Origin of the sequence: Shewanella sp. HL-SH5, from assembly GCF_051163755.1 — a bacterium.
GTDB lineage: Bacteria > Pseudomonadota > Gammaproteobacteria > Enterobacterales > Shewanellaceae > Shewanella > Shewanella glacialimarina.
In genome coordinates this window covers 2,901,677-2,917,473 of record NZ_CP195038.1, presented here as the reverse complement: position 1 = coordinate 2,917,473, position 15,797 = coordinate 2,901,677, and the positions used below count along the sequence as shown (strand labels likewise).

At 39.7% G+C, this 15,797-nt stretch carries 15 protein-coding genes; 7 read left to right on the top strand and 8 right to left on the bottom strand.

Features of this window, described 5'->3' with window-relative positions:
- The first annotated feature begins 79 nt into the window (after positions 1 to 79).
- Positions 80 to 1,258 carry a methyl-accepting chemotaxis protein gene (locus ACRWQM_RS12750; protein ID WP_434930240.1) on the top strand — a complete coding sequence of 393 codons (1,179 nt, stop codon included), beginning with the start codon at positions 80 to 82 and terminating at the stop codon, positions 1,256 to 1,258.
- 1,025 nt (positions 1,259 to 2,283) lie between these two features.
- Here the strand turns inward: ACRWQM_RS12750 and ACRWQM_RS12745 are convergent.
- A complete protein-coding gene (locus ACRWQM_RS12745; RefSeq protein ID WP_434930239.1) occupies positions 2,284 to 3,144 on the bottom strand; it encodes a DMT family transporter in 861 nt (286 codons plus the stop codon).
- A gap of 136 nt (positions 3,145 to 3,280) precedes the next feature.
- Here ACRWQM_RS12745 and ACRWQM_RS12740 point away from each other — a divergent pair, with 136 nt between their 5' ends.
- Positions 3,281 to 4,183 carry a LysR substrate-binding domain-containing protein gene (locus ACRWQM_RS12740; protein WP_434930238.1) on the top strand — a complete coding sequence of 301 codons (903 nt, stop codon included), beginning with the start codon at positions 3,281 to 3,283 and terminating at the stop codon, positions 4,181 to 4,183.
- A gap of 276 nt (positions 4,184 to 4,459) precedes the next feature.
- On the opposite strand, the gene ACRWQM_RS12735 is transcribed toward ACRWQM_RS12740, so the two are convergent.
- The 7 genes from ACRWQM_RS12735 to purE form a co-directional block, all read right to left on the bottom strand.
- Entirely contained in the window at positions 4,460 to 4,861 is a 402-nt protein-coding gene (locus tag ACRWQM_RS12735; RefSeq protein ID WP_434930237.1) for a MerC domain-containing protein, read from the bottom strand.
- Positions 4,862 to 4,949: 88 nt separating this feature from the next.
- The gene (locus tag ACRWQM_RS12730; RefSeq protein WP_434930236.1) at positions 4,950 to 5,414 is read right to left on the bottom strand and encodes a Fur family transcriptional regulator; all 465 of its coding nucleotides are present in this window, start codon (positions 5,412 to 5,414) and stop codon (positions 4,950 to 4,952) included.
- A gap of 2 nt (positions 5,415 to 5,416) precedes the next feature.
- Positions 5,417 to 5,995, bottom strand: coding sequence for a DUF2796 domain-containing protein (locus ACRWQM_RS12725; RefSeq protein ID WP_434930235.1), 579 nt, complete (start codon positions 5,993 to 5,995; stop codon positions 5,417 to 5,419).
- 105 nt (positions 5,996 to 6,100) lie between these two features.
- Positions 6,101 to 6,778, bottom strand: a complete 678-nt coding sequence (locus ACRWQM_RS12720) for a DUF1826 domain-containing protein (RefSeq protein ID WP_434930234.1) — start codon at positions 6,776 to 6,778, stop codon at positions 6,101 to 6,103.
- On the bottom strand, positions 6,775 to 7,983 hold the full coding sequence (gene zigA / locus ACRWQM_RS12715) for a zinc metallochaperone GTPase ZigA (protein ID WP_434930233.1): 1,209 nt from the start codon (positions 7,981 to 7,983) through the stop codon (positions 6,775 to 6,777). The genes ACRWQM_RS12720 and zigA overlap by 4 nt, the downstream gene beginning before the upstream one ends.
- Positions 7,984 to 8,187: 204 nt before the next feature.
- Positions 8,188 to 9,270: a 5-(carboxyamino)imidazole ribonucleotide synthase gene (gene purK, locus ACRWQM_RS12710; RefSeq protein WP_434930232.1), complete on the bottom strand. Its 1,083-nt coding sequence runs from the start codon at positions 9,268 to 9,270 to the stop codon at positions 8,188 to 8,190.
- Positions 9,270 to 9,761 (bottom strand): 5-(carboxyamino)imidazole ribonucleotide mutase, encoded by a 492-nt coding sequence (gene purE / locus ACRWQM_RS12705; RefSeq protein WP_226410624.1) that lies wholly within the window; start codon positions 9,759 to 9,761, stop codon positions 9,270 to 9,272. The genes purK and purE overlap by 1 nt, the downstream gene beginning before the upstream one ends.
- Before the next feature lie 438 nt (positions 9,762 to 10,199).
- On the opposite strand from purE, the gene ACRWQM_RS12700 reads away from it, so the two are divergent.
- From ACRWQM_RS12700 to ACRWQM_RS12680, 5 genes are all read left to right on the top strand, one after another.
- Positions 10,200 to 11,081 carry a hypothetical protein gene (locus ACRWQM_RS12700; protein ID WP_434930231.1) on the top strand — a complete coding sequence of 294 codons (882 nt, stop codon included), beginning with the start codon at positions 10,200 to 10,202 and terminating at the stop codon, positions 11,079 to 11,081.
- Between the two features lie 85 nt (positions 11,082 to 11,166).
- A complete protein-coding gene (locus tag ACRWQM_RS12695; RefSeq protein ID WP_434930230.1) occupies positions 11,167 to 12,057 on the top strand; it encodes a hypothetical protein in 891 nt (296 codons plus the stop codon).
- An 81-nt stretch (positions 12,058 to 12,138) separates the two neighbouring features.
- Complete coding sequence (locus tag ACRWQM_RS12690) at positions 12,139 to 14,109, top strand: vWA domain-containing protein (protein ID WP_434930229.1); 1,971 nt, start codon at positions 12,139 to 12,141, stop codon at positions 14,107 to 14,109.
- A 74-nt stretch (positions 14,110 to 14,183) separates the two neighbouring features.
- The gene (locus ACRWQM_RS12685; RefSeq protein WP_434930228.1) at positions 14,184 to 14,798 is read left to right on the top strand and encodes a sigma-70 family RNA polymerase sigma factor; all 615 of its coding nucleotides are present in this window, start codon (positions 14,184 to 14,186) and stop codon (positions 14,796 to 14,798) included.
- A gap of 2 nt (positions 14,799 to 14,800) precedes the next feature.
- Positions 14,801 to 15,712: a hypothetical protein gene (locus tag ACRWQM_RS12680; RefSeq protein ID WP_434930227.1), complete on the top strand. Its 912-nt coding sequence runs from the start codon at positions 14,801 to 14,803 to the stop codon at positions 15,710 to 15,712.
- Positions 15,713 to 15,797 lie beyond the last annotated feature (85 nt).

Below are 15,797 nucleotides of genomic sequence, written 5' to 3'. Positions count from 1 at the left end.
TATGATGAATAACACCAATATTATTGATAACACAGCCCCTCCAGATTGCAGAATAATAACAAGATAATCGGAAAATAATATGAATACGATATTCCAAAAATCGATACACCGTAAGTTATTAGCGCCTATTTTATTAACAATAGTGCCTTTTTTAATCATTATTAGCTTTTTGGACGCTGAAATAACTAAGACTACGATATTAAGCTTACTGATTGGATTGCTGGTGTGTCAGCTGGCTATCGGATTATGGTCAATGGAGTATTACTTACAAGCACGTTTGGCTAAATTACATCAATATTTACAGCTGGTGGTTAATACAGAAAAAGCGCCAGCAGGGCCGCTTAAAGATAATGAAGCTGACGAACTGGCATTGATCACCAATGACTTAAGCCAGTTTGTTGAAGGCTTGAAAGTGATATTAGATGTTATTCGAGTCGATGCCAAAGCGTTCAAACAAGGTGCTAAAGTATTAACCGAACAAATGCACCAAGCGGAAGGTTCGGTTGATAAAAGCGTACATGAAAACCAACAAATAACCTTATCACTGCAAGAAATTACCCATACCGCTACTGAATTATCCTCTAATGCAAACGAGTTAAAGTCAACGTCAGCAGAAGTACACCAATTACTGCAAATCGGTAATAAAGATGCCATTGAAAATCAAACGGCAATGACCGCTTTAGCTAGCGGAATTGAGAGTATGGTCAATGATGTCAGTTTATTGAATCAAGACAGTTTAAAGATTGGTAATGTACTTGAGGTGATCAAAAGTATTGCCGAGCAAACTAACTTACTGGCATTAAATGCTGCCATTGAAGCTGCACGTGCTGGTGAGCAAGGGCGAGGATTTGCGGTAGTTGCCGATGAAGTAAGAGCACTTGCACACCGTACTCAAGAGTCAACAGTAGAAATACAAATCATTGTTGAGCAGTTACAAACCAAAGCTAAAAATGCCGTGAATGGCATCAGTGAAAGTCAGCGTATTAGCCATGGAAGTGTCGAACAGTGTCAACGTGTTACCCGCGCATTTAAAGATATCGAACAGGCTTATGGCTTGCTAGATAATGTAGCCAGTAATATGACTTACAGTATTCAGGGCCAGCAGTCCTCTACTGAAAGTATTAATCAGCGCGCCAATGAAATATCGCGCCTTAGCCAAGAAGTGTCCCAAGGGTTAAAAGTAGTTGTCGAAAGTGCGCAAATTCAAAGTAAAACCTCAGATAAACTAGAACAAGTACTTGGGCGAGTCTGCGTGTAATCTATTGATAATTTGATGGCCTATCTTTTTTATTGATAGGCCATAATGCGAATAGCGGACGCTTAAATACTGTGTTGATAAAAGTTCAATTTGTTTGCCATTTTGAAAAAAGTCAACGTCGTGGCGCTTCGCCCACACCAGACCAAAGGGGCAAAACGCTTGCGCCCCTTTAGAAACCCTCAGCGCCCCAGACGAAAAATACTGAAAAGCGCATAATTTTCGATGGGGATCGATCCAGCTTTAAACTTCATCTGTATCCAGCGTCGGCCATTGTCACCTAATATAAAAAATATCCTAACGCTTCCGATGGGCCGTCCATGGCCCAACGAAAGCTAGCGTGGCATCCATGCCAAGCTCACGGGTTCTCTGAATAAAGAGTCTCGATGACCTCAATTCAAAATGGACATCCCAGCTTTTCTTATGGAATTGTTACAAATGAAGTTGAATCGAAGATGTGAAAATTTCGGGTGCAGATGAGCCAGCGAGTATCCCAAACAGGGCGAAGTTTCACTAAGTGAAACATTTCTGAGCGAGAGGCATGGATGCCAAACTGGCTGTTTAACATGGATGTTATTGGTTTGGTTAAGCCCACATGGATGCTGATTTTAAAACCAAGAGTCGGCGTCTCGCTGGATCATCTGCACATAGGCCTGCGGCAGGCAATTGGTTAGATTGAAGTTGTGGGCTTCAGTAACCAAACCAATAAAAGCAAAGTAAAACATTGAATTAAAGCCATAAAGTAGATTAAAGTATCAAACTTAAGGGAAAAGTAGGGTAACCTCGAACATAATCATCGAGCACGCCATTTAGGGAAGAAAAAGCCATTCAATAGCATGTGCCCATAAGCTACCTTTTTAAAGTTTACTCTGACCCAACTAATTTCAAAACATAAATCACAGTAATCTTTAAACACTAATTTAGTATCAGTCATAATTATCTTCACTTATTGTTAACATTGCACATCAATCTGATGTGTTTTTAAGGCCTGTTTTGACGTTTAATTTGAAATAATTTGCTTACTTTATTCAAACCTCCTTCTTATACTTAACAGATTCAAGTGTCGCTAACCAAACTAAAGGTAAGATGATTAACGCTGAACCTATCACAAAACTCAAATCAGGAACTTCATCAAACCACATGATGCCCACTATTATGGCACCTAATAAGCCAGTATATTCAGCGCTAGAAATTTTATGTGCTTCAACTGTTCGGTATACCAAGACGCATATACCTGCATAAATCAAAATGAATAAATTTGAGCTTGCCGCTGTTAATAGCGGGTACCAATCCAAAGGTTGGTGTTCCCAAATTGCTAAACTAAAGGCAAAAGGTATTCCCATTAGATTGGTCAAGAATAAAGTCTGAGCGACAGTGTGGTGCTGAGGAAGTTTACGAACCAAGAGATTATTTGTAGCCATTGTTACCGCGACTATAAGTGCAGATACAGCCGCCAAACTAATTTGTGTCGGTTGTACAACGACGAGAATACCGACAAAACCCACAATCGATACGGTTATAGTTGGGGTGGTTAACGTGTCTTTATAAAATAAAAAACCCAACGGTAACATAAGTAATGGGGCAGTATAAAAAATAGCATTAACAGTTGCCAGAGGTAGAGCTTGAAGAGACAATACCATGAATATAGCACCAAATAACCAAATATGGCCACGTACAAAGTGCCATTTTAAATGACTAAATAATTTGATTTTTGTATTGAATAAGCAAAATGGCAAAAGCATCAATACTGCTGTTAATTGTCTAAATAGAACAAATTGATACACTGCAGCCCCAGTCGGCAGGCTTTTTATTAAAGCATCCGAAATGACGGCGACAATATTTCCTAAAATCAATAAAAACATTGCAAATCCAACACTCATCTTCGGCATTTTTTCCCTCGATTTATTCTAAAAATGTAAAAAATTAAATACCATTACGCAAATCAGGTGCTTAAGTAGGGAGTATATTCATATAATTCTATGACGTATAATGATATAAAATTGCTTAGTATTAGCTGAGGTAATAATGAAGTTGCCACCATTGCGCGCAGTACAATGTTTTGAGTCAGTTGCTAGGCTTAATAGTTTTTCAAAAGCAGCAGAAAGTCTTAATGTGACTCAAAGTGCGGTGAGTCATCAAGTACGAATGCTTGAGGAGTATCTTGGTGAAGCTATGTTTTACAGGCAAGGCCGGACATTTTCATTAACAGAAGTTGGAGAGCGTTACTTCACAGAAGTCAGTCAATCACTAGCTATTCTGTCTAATGCCAGTCAGATTATTCGACACGGTAAACCTGGGTATATTCGTTTAGCACTTTATAGTTCAGTAGCCGTCAATTGGTTAATCCCTCGATTAGAAGATTTCCGTAAACAGTATCCAGAGATAGAAATAACGTTAGATATGGTCACAGATCAGCCGGATTTTAATGACCAATTCGCAGATTGTTTTATTACCGTAAATCCACCAAAACGTCACTTTGTAAGTAAATTGTTATTTACTGAAAAGTTATTTCCTGTTTGCGGTCAAAAGCTTTGGGAAAAAATAAGAGATAAGCCACTCCCTGAGGCATTGTGGCAACATCCGATATTGTCTGTGCGATATTCTGACACAAATCAAAACATCGCCGATGATTGGTTACGATGGTGTAAAGCCGGTGGGTTTGAGCTACCTAGTGATCTAAAAGTTAATCAATTTAGCCATGTGCTACTCGCGGCAGAAGCGGCACGTTACAATTTAGGTATTACGCTTATTAATAACTATATGACGGTAGATCAATCTCATAAACAGAATTTTGTCAGAATTCCTATGCATGAATTGAAAACTGGTGATAACTTTTACTTTGTCTATAGTGAGTTAAATTCTAACAGGACTGATATAACAGCGTTTGGTCGTTGGTTGGAACAGCAATGCTATACACTTAATATATGATAATTGTCATGTTGTCATATCCCGCCTAATAAGACTTTCAACAAGTTAATGGAGTAAAAGGTTGTATTGGCTTAGTAAAATTGGCCATAGATTTTTAGTAAACAAATAATTTTCACATAGAAAAATCTATCTGAAAGTTTAACGTTGTCGGAACTTCGTAACTCGAAAATGTCCAAAATCGAATTAGACGTTGATCAAGCTTTATCATGCTTGTACACCAATACAAAATATCCAGACTTAACGCAAATTAGGCTTATTATGCGGTTTTAGCGGGCATTAGGCATTATTACACTGTGATTGATTACGTTTACAGCGGGTTAAATTCACAAAGTGCGCAATAGCCACCAGGCTGGAGCCAATTAATGTCAGTACTTTTTCGCCAGTATCTCCCACTAACTCATGTCCCCAAATCGCAGCAAATAAAAGTAACATAAGCCCTGTGCTGCCTAGCATCAACAATCTGAAACTGTTATGTTTTTTACACCCTAAAGACAATGCAACTAGGCTAATGGGAATAACGGCGATGAGTATCCATAAATGAAAGGCTTCATTGTCGAGTTGCAGTGCCCCTAATCCTGGCAGTAGTACCAGTAATAGTGGTAAGAATAAACAATGTACAGCGCATAATAGCGACAAACCAATTGAAAACTGGTCTGTTATTTTTTGAACGACTTTCATTGTTATATCCTGTGAACTGTTTGTAAATACAGCAGATATGAGTAAAACACTTTGCTTTACTCATTAAGAAGGTTATCTCACTATCGGGCTAAGCCGCTGTCGATAAGCAGGTATGACATATACAGTTCATTTCTAATTGAGGGCTAACTAAGTGAAAACCAGCCTGCTCAACATTACTTTTAAGTTCGGCGATAGTTGATTTATTTATGGTGATTTCTTTTACCTGATTACATGAACTACAAATCAAAAACTGCGGTACACCATGATCATGGCTACAGGTAATGTGCGAGCACGCGACATATTTGTTGGCCAAATTGAGCTTATGGACTAGGTTCTCATTCTCTAAGAAATCCAGTATGCGATATACGGACATAGCGGGGATTTTTTCGCCAAAATTGGTCAGGTATAATTCGATTAAGTCATATGCCGACAGCGCTTTTTCGGATTGAACTAATGAAGCCAATACTTGTTTTCTTTTGATAGTTAATCGCGCACCATGACTTTTACAGTTTTGTTCAGCATGTTTTATAATGACGTCTACGTTATGTACCATTTTTATCTCAAACTAATAATGTTGTTTTTAATGTTTAGGGTGATAGCACCTTGTTGAGTGCTGGTAACCCACATAGCCTGTATTTTTTCAACACTAGGGAATTTTTCAAATACTGTAACAGTAATGGTAGATAAATTTTCTATTTTTTTACAGTGATAATGATAGTGAGCAATAACCTCACTATGGCCGTCATTATGTGATGGCTTATTTACCTTATCTGTCACGCCACTGTTCTGGTTCTGGTTTGTCATGCTTGAGGTATTGATAGTGTGATTTACAAGTTTACAATTTCCGGCTTTAAGCACAAATAAATCGGCATTTTTAGCCAGTTTTGTTGCTAAATCCGCAACGGACTTTATGTCACTCTCCGTTTTTGCCACATGTTCAAAACCAACTAAATCTGCCGCTGGAGCGCTTATTTCAATTTCAATCGTCTGGTCTTCTATCGCTATCGTGACTTGTGCTAATCCATGGACATGGGCATCAAGATGAGCGTAACTGGCGGGTGAGCAAGTCACTATTATCAGTATGATGGTGTTACACCAATAACGCTTAATCATGCTAATACTGCTGTGTTTCATTTGGCGATGATTCCCTTGCTATGTTCTTGCAAACGATGGCGAGTCTTCTAAGCGAATGCCTTGCAGCAAATTGCTGTGAAGTTGGCTTTAAAAGACCCGCAGACCTTAATTAATGAAGTCGATAGTTAACAGTAAACGAGATTCACCAACCGCTAATGGTGGGGAGCGATGAACTAATCCTGCCCCTTGATGTTCATCCCAAAGCTCACCTTTTAGTAATGCAACATCACCGGTGTTTAAGTGTTGAATTTTGTTTTGATGATCAAATAGTCCTGAGTTTTCATCAGTGTGACCTTGGTTACCCGCACCTAGTTTGCTTCTTACTACATCTTTATGCTCAAGCCACTGAGTCGCTATGCCTTGGTATGTGGTGACTAATCTGCAAGGGATACGATCGACATGAAATCGAGGGCACATGGCATGGTCTAAAATGGTTAGCCTTAATCCGACACGCTTTTGATCAAATAAACAACAAAACATATCAACTAGCTGAGAAATGTCATGACTAATCATAGTAACCGCATCGGTTTGACCAAATATATCGTAGAGTTTTTGTTGGGTATCTTGTGGCGTTACGGCCAATATTGTTTGCTTTGTAGTACTGGTATTAACAAATGTTCTGACGGCTAAAGATAAGGCTTCAGACATGCTACGTTGCCAAATCACCATATTCGTATCTGGTTGGTAAATATCTGTAAAAATAGCTAAGTCATCTCCTTTTACTGAGCGCCGAGAGAGGGTGCTATGGATTTTTTCTTGCTGTACAGCTTCTAATTGGCTCATTGATCATCTCCCCACTGAGGGAAGGGATCATTGAGTGTCACCCAATAGTCTTGGCCTTTTAGCAATTCATCATCAGTTAGCAGGCAGTCATTTAATGCTTGTATCATGGCGGTTTTATCTAATTTTTGACCAATAAAGACTAGTTCCTGACGCATGTCACCAAAAGGTTCAAGCCATTGTTTTTGTATTTCCATGAGAGACTCCTCATCAGTGGGCCAATCTTCTTTTGGTACCGCTTTCCAAAACATTCCGGAAATAGCATATCGTGCCATGCCACCAGCTTGATTCCATTGACCGACAAATTCTGGTTGTGACGCTAACCAAAAGTAGCCTTTGGATCTGAGTAGTTTTCCAAAGGATTCAGTATTGTGAATAAACTGATGAAATCTGTCGGGATGAAATGGACGACGCGCCTGAAAGTTGCAACTACTTATGCCGTATTCTTCTGTTTCAGGAATGTGTTCTCCACGCATCTCTTTAAGCCAGCCTGGGGCTAATTGGGCTTGTTCAAAGTTAAATAAGCCGGTGTTAAAAACTAGGCTAGTATCAATTTTCCCCTCTGACATGGGAATAATCTTAGCTGTGGTGTTTAAGGCTTTGAGAATCGCAGTAAGTTTTTCTAGTTCGGGTGATTCAACTAAATCTGTTTTACTGATCAAAATAATATTAGCAAATTCCACTTGATCGATAAGTAAATCTGCAACGCTTCTTTCATCTTCATCCCCAAGTGATTGCCCTGTTTCTTGTATATCTTGCGCTTCCTCATAGTCGCGTAAAAAATTCACCGCATCCACAACGGTCACCATAGTATCTAACGTAGCAATATCTGACAGCGATACGCCATTTTCATCTGCAAAAGTAAAGGTTTCGGCAATAGGTAATGGCTCTGATATACCCGTTGATTCAATGACTAGGTAATCAAATCGACCTTCTTTAGCTAATTGACTTATCTCGATCAGAAGATCTTCACGTAATGTACAACAGATACAGCCATTGCTCATTTCGATCAGCTTTTCATCGCTTCTATTAAGCGATATATCGTTATTGACTGTGGCTGCATCAATATTAATTTCACTCATATCATTGACGATAACGGCGACTTTTTTACCATCACGATTATTCAGAATATGGCTAAGCAGGGTGGTTTTACCTGCACCCAGAAAACCAGAAAGTACCGTCACAGGCAGTTTTTGTTGTTGAAGCACGGTTAATGATCTCGAAGTAATTTTGAGTTATGTTACAACGTATCATTTTCGTGATCCATATCTTTATCAGATTAAAAATAAAAATAGACTGAAATATCACTTAGACGCCGTGTGATTAAATTGCAGCGACGCCAGACCAAAATGATCAAACATAAAAAAAGGAGCCTAGGCTCCTTCTTGTATTTCACTGAGGTTTAATAAACTTTAAGCAAACTCAGCTAATATCCAATCAAGTGGTGCTTGATATTGCGTTGGCATCCATAATTTTAATTGGTTTATGGTTTCATTTAACGCTGCAGTATTATGTATTGATAGATTCAAATGACCCACTTTACGACCTGGGCGAACTTCTTTGTTATACCAAAACAGTTCAGCGTTAGGCAGGCTTAACCAGCGGTCGTCTTTTTCAATGCCAATTAAGTTCACCATTACACACTGGAAGTTTACTTGTGGGGTATGAATGGGCAAGTTACATAGAGCACGTAAATGCAATTCAAATTGATTGATATGACAACCCGTTTGAGTCCAATGACCTGAATTATGCACCCGTGGAGCCAGTTCATTTACCAGTAAATGTTCGCCGATACGGAAACATTCCATGGCCATAACACCGACATACTCAAGGCCATTCATAATAGTTGAAAGCATGCTTTCAGCTTCATCTTGCAAATGGCTAAGACGAGCTAATGGCGCAATTGACGCCATTAAAATACCGTCTTGATGTAAGTTTAATGTCAAAGGATAAAATAAACAGCGACCATCTTGAGTTCGCACACCGACTAAAGACACTTCTTCGTCAAAATTAATCGCTTGCTCGGCAATGGCTTCATTGCGCCAGTCATTCGGAATGCTGGTCGCTTCAGCTTGCTTTAACCAGTGTTGACCTTTACCGTCATAACCACCGGTGCGACGCTTTAGTAACACACGGTCGCCATAGGCTTGATGTAAGTCGTCGGCTTGTACTTTATCGTCAACTAGCTGCCAAGGTGATGTGGCTACCTTGAGTTCATCTAACAGACTTTTTTGAGTGAAACGATCGGCTAGGCGCCCAAATACAGGGCCATTGATGAAGTGCGCATGAGTACTGAGTTGTAAGCTAGTGCTTGATTCTGGCCATTGTTCACGTTCAGCGGTAATGATGTGCGATGCATCAATGGGTAAGGTGTCGCCTGTTGGCGCCATTATGTCAACCGGGCGAACATCTATCGCTAGAGGCTGACCTGCATGGCTGAGCATTGCACCCAATTGACCATCACCTAACACCCAAACAGTATGTTGTTGGCTCATTACGCTTCTCTCGGATCAGGATTGTCTAAAATCATGCGAGTTTGTTCTTCACGAAACGCCTCAAGTCGAGCAGCAAGCTCACTGTCGGTTATCGCAAGAATTTGGCTGGCTAATAAGCCTGCATTAAATGCGCCTGCAGTACCAATTGCCAAAGTACCTACGGCAATACCTTTTGGCATTTGCACGATGGATAATAAACTGTCCATGCCTGATAACGCTTTACTTTGCACCGGGACACCCAGAACAGGTAAACGTGTTTTTGAAGCTATCATGCCAGGTAAATGCGCCGCGCCACCCGCGCCGCCAATAATGACTTTGTAACCTTTGTCGACAGCTGTACTGGCAAAGTCCATCAGCTTGTCTGGAGTACGGTGAGCTGAAACCACTTCAACATGATAAGGCACTTGGAGTTTATCCATAATTTCAGCCGCAGCTTCCATCGTTGGCCAATCACTTTTAGAACCCATAACTACAGCAACAAGGGCTTGCATGTTTACTCCTTAATGTACTATTTATTGGTATATTTAGCTCATCATTACCCAGTTAGTGGCGAAGTGATTACAGCATTAATATTAAGGCGATAAAAAAGGGGACAGATAATAGCATGATGACTTTTGTTTCGCTGCTGTTTAGTGTTTCGTGCGGCTAACACTTAGTTTGTAAAATAGAAAACTCTACAGAGTGAGGTTTGAACCGCTTGCTCATAAAAATGATAAAGATCAAAAAAGTGTGAGTTATCTGGCTTTGTTAGTAAAATGATACCCAAAAGGTGTTATATTGTTATTTGTGGATCAAGGATTCCGTTTGGCAATAATGGAATGGTGTATGCCTAAATATAATCATCATAAAATAATTTTAAAAACGAGTTAAATTTATCAGTAGTTTAACTTTATTTTGACTGGCTATAATCACTAATTTAGAGCTGAACCTTGACTATCAAACACTCAACAATTAAATCTTCATTCATAAAAACGGCATCAAGTTTATTTGCTGGTGGAGTCGTATTTGGACTGCTTTTATCAAACTCATTTGCTGATGATGCTGAACTGAAAGCTGTAATGTTAGGTGAGTTTTCTGAAAACGCTATTGATGTGACGCAAATGAAACCTATGGCTGTGTTGGCCCTGTTGAAAAAAAACAGCTCACGAAATATTGCCTTTTCTTTTCAACAAATGAGTATGCCCCGCGGCTGGTTAGAGATAACTAAAATTGACAATGCCTGTATGTATAACAAAGTCAAAACCGAAAAACGGCAAAAAATTGCTTATTATAGCCAATATCCTATTACCCTATACCCACCATTAAGACTGATTGTACGGGCAGCTGACGCTAATCAATATTCAGCGGACTTTGATTTATCGACGATTGAGCCGCAGCAATATATGCGTTATGCGGTGGCTAAAAATCGCTCATATGGCAAAAGGCTCGACATACAGATTTCTGCTCAAAAAGAGTTATTATTTTTTCGTGATGGGGCTAATTCAGTTGGCAAACTCGTGGATATGTTAGCGCTTAATAGAATTGATGGATTTATCGAGTATGCTGATTCGGTTAACACTCATATTACTGAGAATAAGATTAACTTCGATTTTAAAAGCATTGCCATAAAGGGAGTGGATAAACCCTCACCAGGTTATATTGTCTGTTCTAAAACAGATTATGGAAAACAATTGATTGATGCGATTGATCAGGCGATGAGTAGAAAACCTTTCCAAAATGAGCTAATCTCTATTCATAATGATTTTGCATCCATAGATGACAAATCACTGTTAACTTCTGAGTTAATCAGTATCTTTGGGCAACCTGAATAATTAAAGTTAAAGCAAAAACACCGCTGTAAAGGATTATTAATTTAAAAATGGATAGACGTTAACGACTGTTTTGCAGGAGTATTATGTGAGCTATTCAATCTTTAAAAAAGAGTCTCTATTTACGGCTAAAATGATTAAGCGTCTATGCTTAAGCCTAAAGCTGGTGTTATTGATCCCGATATTTCCCTCCTTACTACAATCAATCCAAGCTAGCCCGTTACAGGGAATTTTATTAGCTGAAATTGACAGTAATCAAAACGATTTAGCCCAAGAGCAACCGATGGGAATGTTTGCTATTTTATTGCAACATAACCAAAATCTATTTCATTTCGATCAACAGCAGGCGAGTTATACTCGCTCTTGGAGTGATTTAAATAAGCTTGGCAATGCATGCATGTATAACAAGTTTAAATCAACTGAACGTGAGCAAGTGGCTTATTTTAGCCAAAAACCGATCAGTATATTTCCACCGCTAAGATTAATTGTGTTAAAAAAGTATGCGGCACAATTTCCACAACAAATCGATTTAGCCAATTTACCCCCAAGTTTAAAAGGTCAAATAGGTGTAGTGACATCACGCTCATATGGTGAAGCGATTAACCCAATATTATTGGCTCACCCTGAGTCTTTTTATTTTCGTAGTGGCATGGGCTCGACGCTTAAACTTTTAGAAATGCTCGCAAAAGAGCGGGTAGCAGGTGTTATTGAGTACTCAAAAGAGGCCAGTTTAATTCAGAATTTACAGGGGCTGAACTTTGATTTTCAAGCTATTCCGATTAAAGGTGTGATGCGACCAAACTTTGGCTATATGGCTTGTTCAAAAACAGCTGCGGGTGAAAAGTTGATCGCAAATATAGATTTAATTATGGCGACGCCGGCTTTTAAACAGGCTTTTATTAAAGAACATCTTCAAAATTTTGATGATGATGAGAAAGCTTTACTCAAGCCAGAATTGGACAAGTTACTTCAGCCATAATGTGTTTAGGTTATTTAGAAAAACCCTTTTTAGTTTTGATTACGTTATAAAACACAAGCGTATTCAAATAAGGGTTTTACCATGACTATTTTTACTTCATTACGACTCTCAAGATATACCCAGTCACAGCATCTACTTTCGCAACAGCACTGTTATTCTGCAGCAAAATGGCCAATGGGCTTATTGCTAATCGGTGCTTTAGGATTAGTGGGCTGTCAGCAAAAACTTGAATCCGAATCTGTTGGGCCTGAAGGCATTTCATCAGAATCTATGCCACTTGATGCTGGGCAGATTGATAAGCGAATAAACGAGCAACAAAAAATGCCCAACGTCAGTGAAGGGATTGCTTATTCGTTAGCGCAAACTAGCATCGATATTGCTGAACATCAGGCTAAATCAGATTGGGTTAAATCATCTGTACTTACTCATCAAAACGCGAATGACAAATATCATCTAGTGTCGAATGAAAATCGCATCGGTGCCATCGGAAATTTTGCCGCCTATGTGCAAAATGGCAATATGGTCACCGCAGAAACGCCCATATCGACCTTTTCAATTGATGTTGATACTGCAAGTTATACCACCATGAGACAGCAAATAAACCGTGCAATATTACCGCTAAAGAACAGTGTTCGTGTGGAAGAACTGCTGAACTACTTTGATTATGACTATCCCATACCAACTATAAATGAAGCGCCTTTTAGCATTAATACCGAATTAGCTCCCTCGCCGTATAACCAAGATGCAAAGCTTCTGCGCATAGGCATTCAAGGATTTAAGCTAGCAGCGGATCAAATAAAAGCTAAAAATTTAGTTTTTTTAATCGATGTTTCAGGCTCAATGTCTGCAGCGGATAAATTACCGTTATTACAACAAGCCTTATTGCTGTTAACCCAATCATTAACCGCGCAAGATAAAGTCTCTATTGTGGTATATGCAAATGGCGTACACCAAGTGCTTAGTGGCGCAGAAGGTAATAATACCCAGCAGATAAAACAGGCGTTAAATAACCTTCAAGCTGGTGGCGGCACCAATGGTGGTAAAGGGTTGGCACTCGCTTATGACTTAGCGGCGCAGCATTTTATTGATCAAGGTATTAATCAGGTGTTACTGGCAACCGATGGTGACTTTAATCTCGGCATGACCAGCCAAGAAGATTTGATAAACTACGTCAGCCAACAACGAAATAAGGGTATTGGTTTAACCACATTAGGGTTTGGCTTAGGCTCACAATCTGCCCAGTTTAACGATGTTTTATTAGAGCAACTGGCTAATCAAGCTAATGGTCAGTATGCCTATATTGATAACCTCAATGAAGCGCGTAAAGTGTTACATGATCAATTATCGCAAACGTTAGATATCATAGCGTCTGATGTAAAAATTCAAGTCGAGTTTAATCCCGCCATCGTGTCGGAATACCGTTTAATCGGGTATGAGAACCGCCAGTTACAACGTCAAGATTTTAATAATGATAAAGTCGATGCTGGCGAAATTGGCGCCGGCCATAACGTGACAGCTATTTACGAGCTACGTTATAACGACAGTGAAAGTTTGATGCATGAGCCGTTACGCTATAAACAAAACCGTGAGCCGAGTTCAGGGGAGGTGGGTAAGCCATTTACCCGTAACGAAATAGCATTCTTAAAACTGCGTTACAAACCTTTTTCAGGGGGCAAACTCGCTGCAAATGACAGCCTGTTAATCAGCCAACCTATTTATGCCGACATCGAAGTTAAAGGCATTCAGCAAACCAGTGATGATTTCAGATTTGCCGCCGCAGTAGCGGGATTTGGGCAATTACTCAACCATAATCATTATGTGCATAATACTGATTATGATAAGTTGATAACACTCGCTCAAACGGGATTAGGCGAAGATAGATTTGGCTATCGGCATGAGTTTGTTCAATTAATGCGTTCGGCTAAATTGCTCGTTGAACAGGGTGTCGGGCAACAAGGAGGCTTTTATGACAAGGTACAGCCAACTGAGTATTCATCAGCGCTTTCTACTGCAGTAACTCGCTCAGTGCCGAAAACGATGCAAACCAATTAACACTATTATCCCTAGGCTGGTGGCACTTAACCTCTAGCTTATGGGTAAACAAACGGATTTTTAAGAGAGTGTGCATGACAGCAAATAATAGTGAAACCATTGAGTTAGAAGTAAATTTTGTTAATGCGCAAAGCGATGAGCAATTGATGTTAGCTTACCAGTCGGGCGATATAAAAGCATTTGAGGCCCTTTATACCAAACATAAAGGACCGCTATATCGTTACTTTGTGCGTCAGCTATACGATAACGTCTTGGCGGAAGATTTATATCAAGAGGTGTGGGGCAAGGTAATAAAAGCGGCGGCAAATTATCAGGTCAGTGCTAAATTTACCACCTGGCTATATAAAATTGCCCATAACTTAATTATCGATCACGTTCGCGCGGTAAAGCCCTTGGATGACACGCAAGAGTTGGCAGAAGATCAAACCATGGACAGCTTTAACGCTGCGTCAAATGTAGAACCTGATAGCCAATTGCAGCAACAACAGCAAGCTAGATTATTACAAGCCTGTATTGATTTGTTACCCGCAGTACAAAAAGAAGCCTTTTTACTTAATGTCGAATTATGCCTGACCGCATCTGTTATTAGCGATATTGCGCAAGTGACAGTGGAAGCAACTAAAAGTCGTATTCGCTATGCTTATCAAAGTATTAAATCTTGTGTCACCCAAAAATTACAGGCGGTATAAAGATGACTCAACAACATGATGAAACATTTTTAGCCTTACAAGATGAAATCGCTAAGCTATACCATCAAGGCCCCAAACCGCAGCCATCAGCGCAACTAGATGAAGCGATTTTAGCCCAAGCACAAACCGAATTAAGCTTAAGTCAGTCTGCGGCACTAGCGCTAGCGGTTCAAAACCAGGACGAAACAAATGTTGTAAGCATAAAGGGTTGGCGACAATATCGTTGGCAACTGTCTTCCGCAGCATCAGTGGTGCTGGTGGCAGGCTTGTTTATGATGATGCCGATGGAGCAGCACTATAATTCATTAGAGCTTAATCTATCCGATCCAAACTCATCAGATTTTGAGGCGTTATCATTGGATATGCCAGTGGCTGATAACCAAACTAATGACAAAACAGCCTCTGCCGCGCTTAAGTCTGCGCCCACGTCAGCACCTAACTCGACTGCACCTAATACCTCAGCAGCACCTATATCTACAGCACCTCAATTGTCGTCATTCGCCCAAGAGCAAAACATCGTCGACACTCATAGCGCAGATGATAGGTTTAGCAGTAAAGGATCATCGCAAACAAGTTTATCGCAGCAAGCTGAACAAGCGAATGAAACCGCTAAAGTGGTTGAGCAAGTTGAGCAAAGTCGTCAGCAAAAAATGATGTCGGAACTCAAACCTTCAGAACACAGTGAACTTACCCAAGTTGCTAATAATCAATATTTAAAAGACTCAGGTATGATCACCTTAGATACCGCTGATAAAGCGATGGTAAGGTTAACTGAGTTGGTTAAATTAAAAAAATTGTCACAAGCTGAGCGCTACATGTTAACGATGGAGCAACGGTTTCCTGAGTTGAATAATCTTAATCATCCACTACATGAAGATTACAACAAGATTAAGCAGCAATTAACTGTAAAGTGATGTTTTATAAATCAAACTAAATAGGCTCTATGGGACACATGTCTCTTAGAGCCTATTTTAGCGGTGATATTTATCACAGCACTTC

Coding starts and splice junctions, on each gene's coding strand:
- ACRWQM_RS12720 (WP_434930234.1), bottom strand. CDS start 6,778: ATGAGCCAATTAGAAGCTGTACAGCAAGAAAAAATCCATAGCACCCTC.
- ACRWQM_RS12690 (WP_434930229.1), top strand. CDS start 12,139: ATGACTATTTTTACTTCATTACGACTCTCAAGATATACCCAGTCACAG.
- ACRWQM_RS12740 (WP_434930238.1), top strand. CDS start 3,281: ATGAAGTTGCCACCATTGCGCGCAGTACAATGTTTTGAGTCAGTTGCT.
- purK (WP_434930232.1), bottom strand. CDS start 9,270: ATGAGCCAACAACATACTGTTTGGGTGTTAGGTGATGGTCAATTGGGT.
- ACRWQM_RS12725 (WP_434930235.1), bottom strand. CDS start 5,995: ATGAAACACAGCAGTATTAGCATGATTAAGCGTTATTGGTGTAACACC.
- ACRWQM_RS12730 (WP_434930236.1), bottom strand. CDS start 5,414: ATGGTACATAACGTAGACGTCATTATAAAACATGCTGAACAAAACTGT.
- purE (WP_226410624.1), bottom strand. CDS start 9,761: ATGCAAGCCCTTGTTGCTGTAGTTATGGGTTCTAAAAGTGATTGGCCA.
- ACRWQM_RS12680 (WP_434930227.1), top strand. CDS start 14,801: ATGACTCAACAACATGATGAAACATTTTTAGCCTTACAAGATGAAATC.
- ACRWQM_RS12745 (WP_434930239.1), bottom strand. CDS start 3,144: ATGCCGAAGATGAGTGTTGGATTTGCAATGTTTTTATTGATTTTAGGA.
- ACRWQM_RS12685 (WP_434930228.1), top strand. CDS start 14,184: ATGACAGCAAATAATAGTGAAACCATTGAGTTAGAAGTAAATTTTGTT.
- ACRWQM_RS12750 (WP_434930240.1), top strand. CDS start 80: ATGAATACGATATTCCAAAAATCGATACACCGTAAGTTATTAGCGCCT.
- ACRWQM_RS12735 (WP_434930237.1), bottom strand. CDS start 4,861: ATGAAAGTCGTTCAAAAAATAACAGACCAGTTTTCAATTGGTTTGTCG.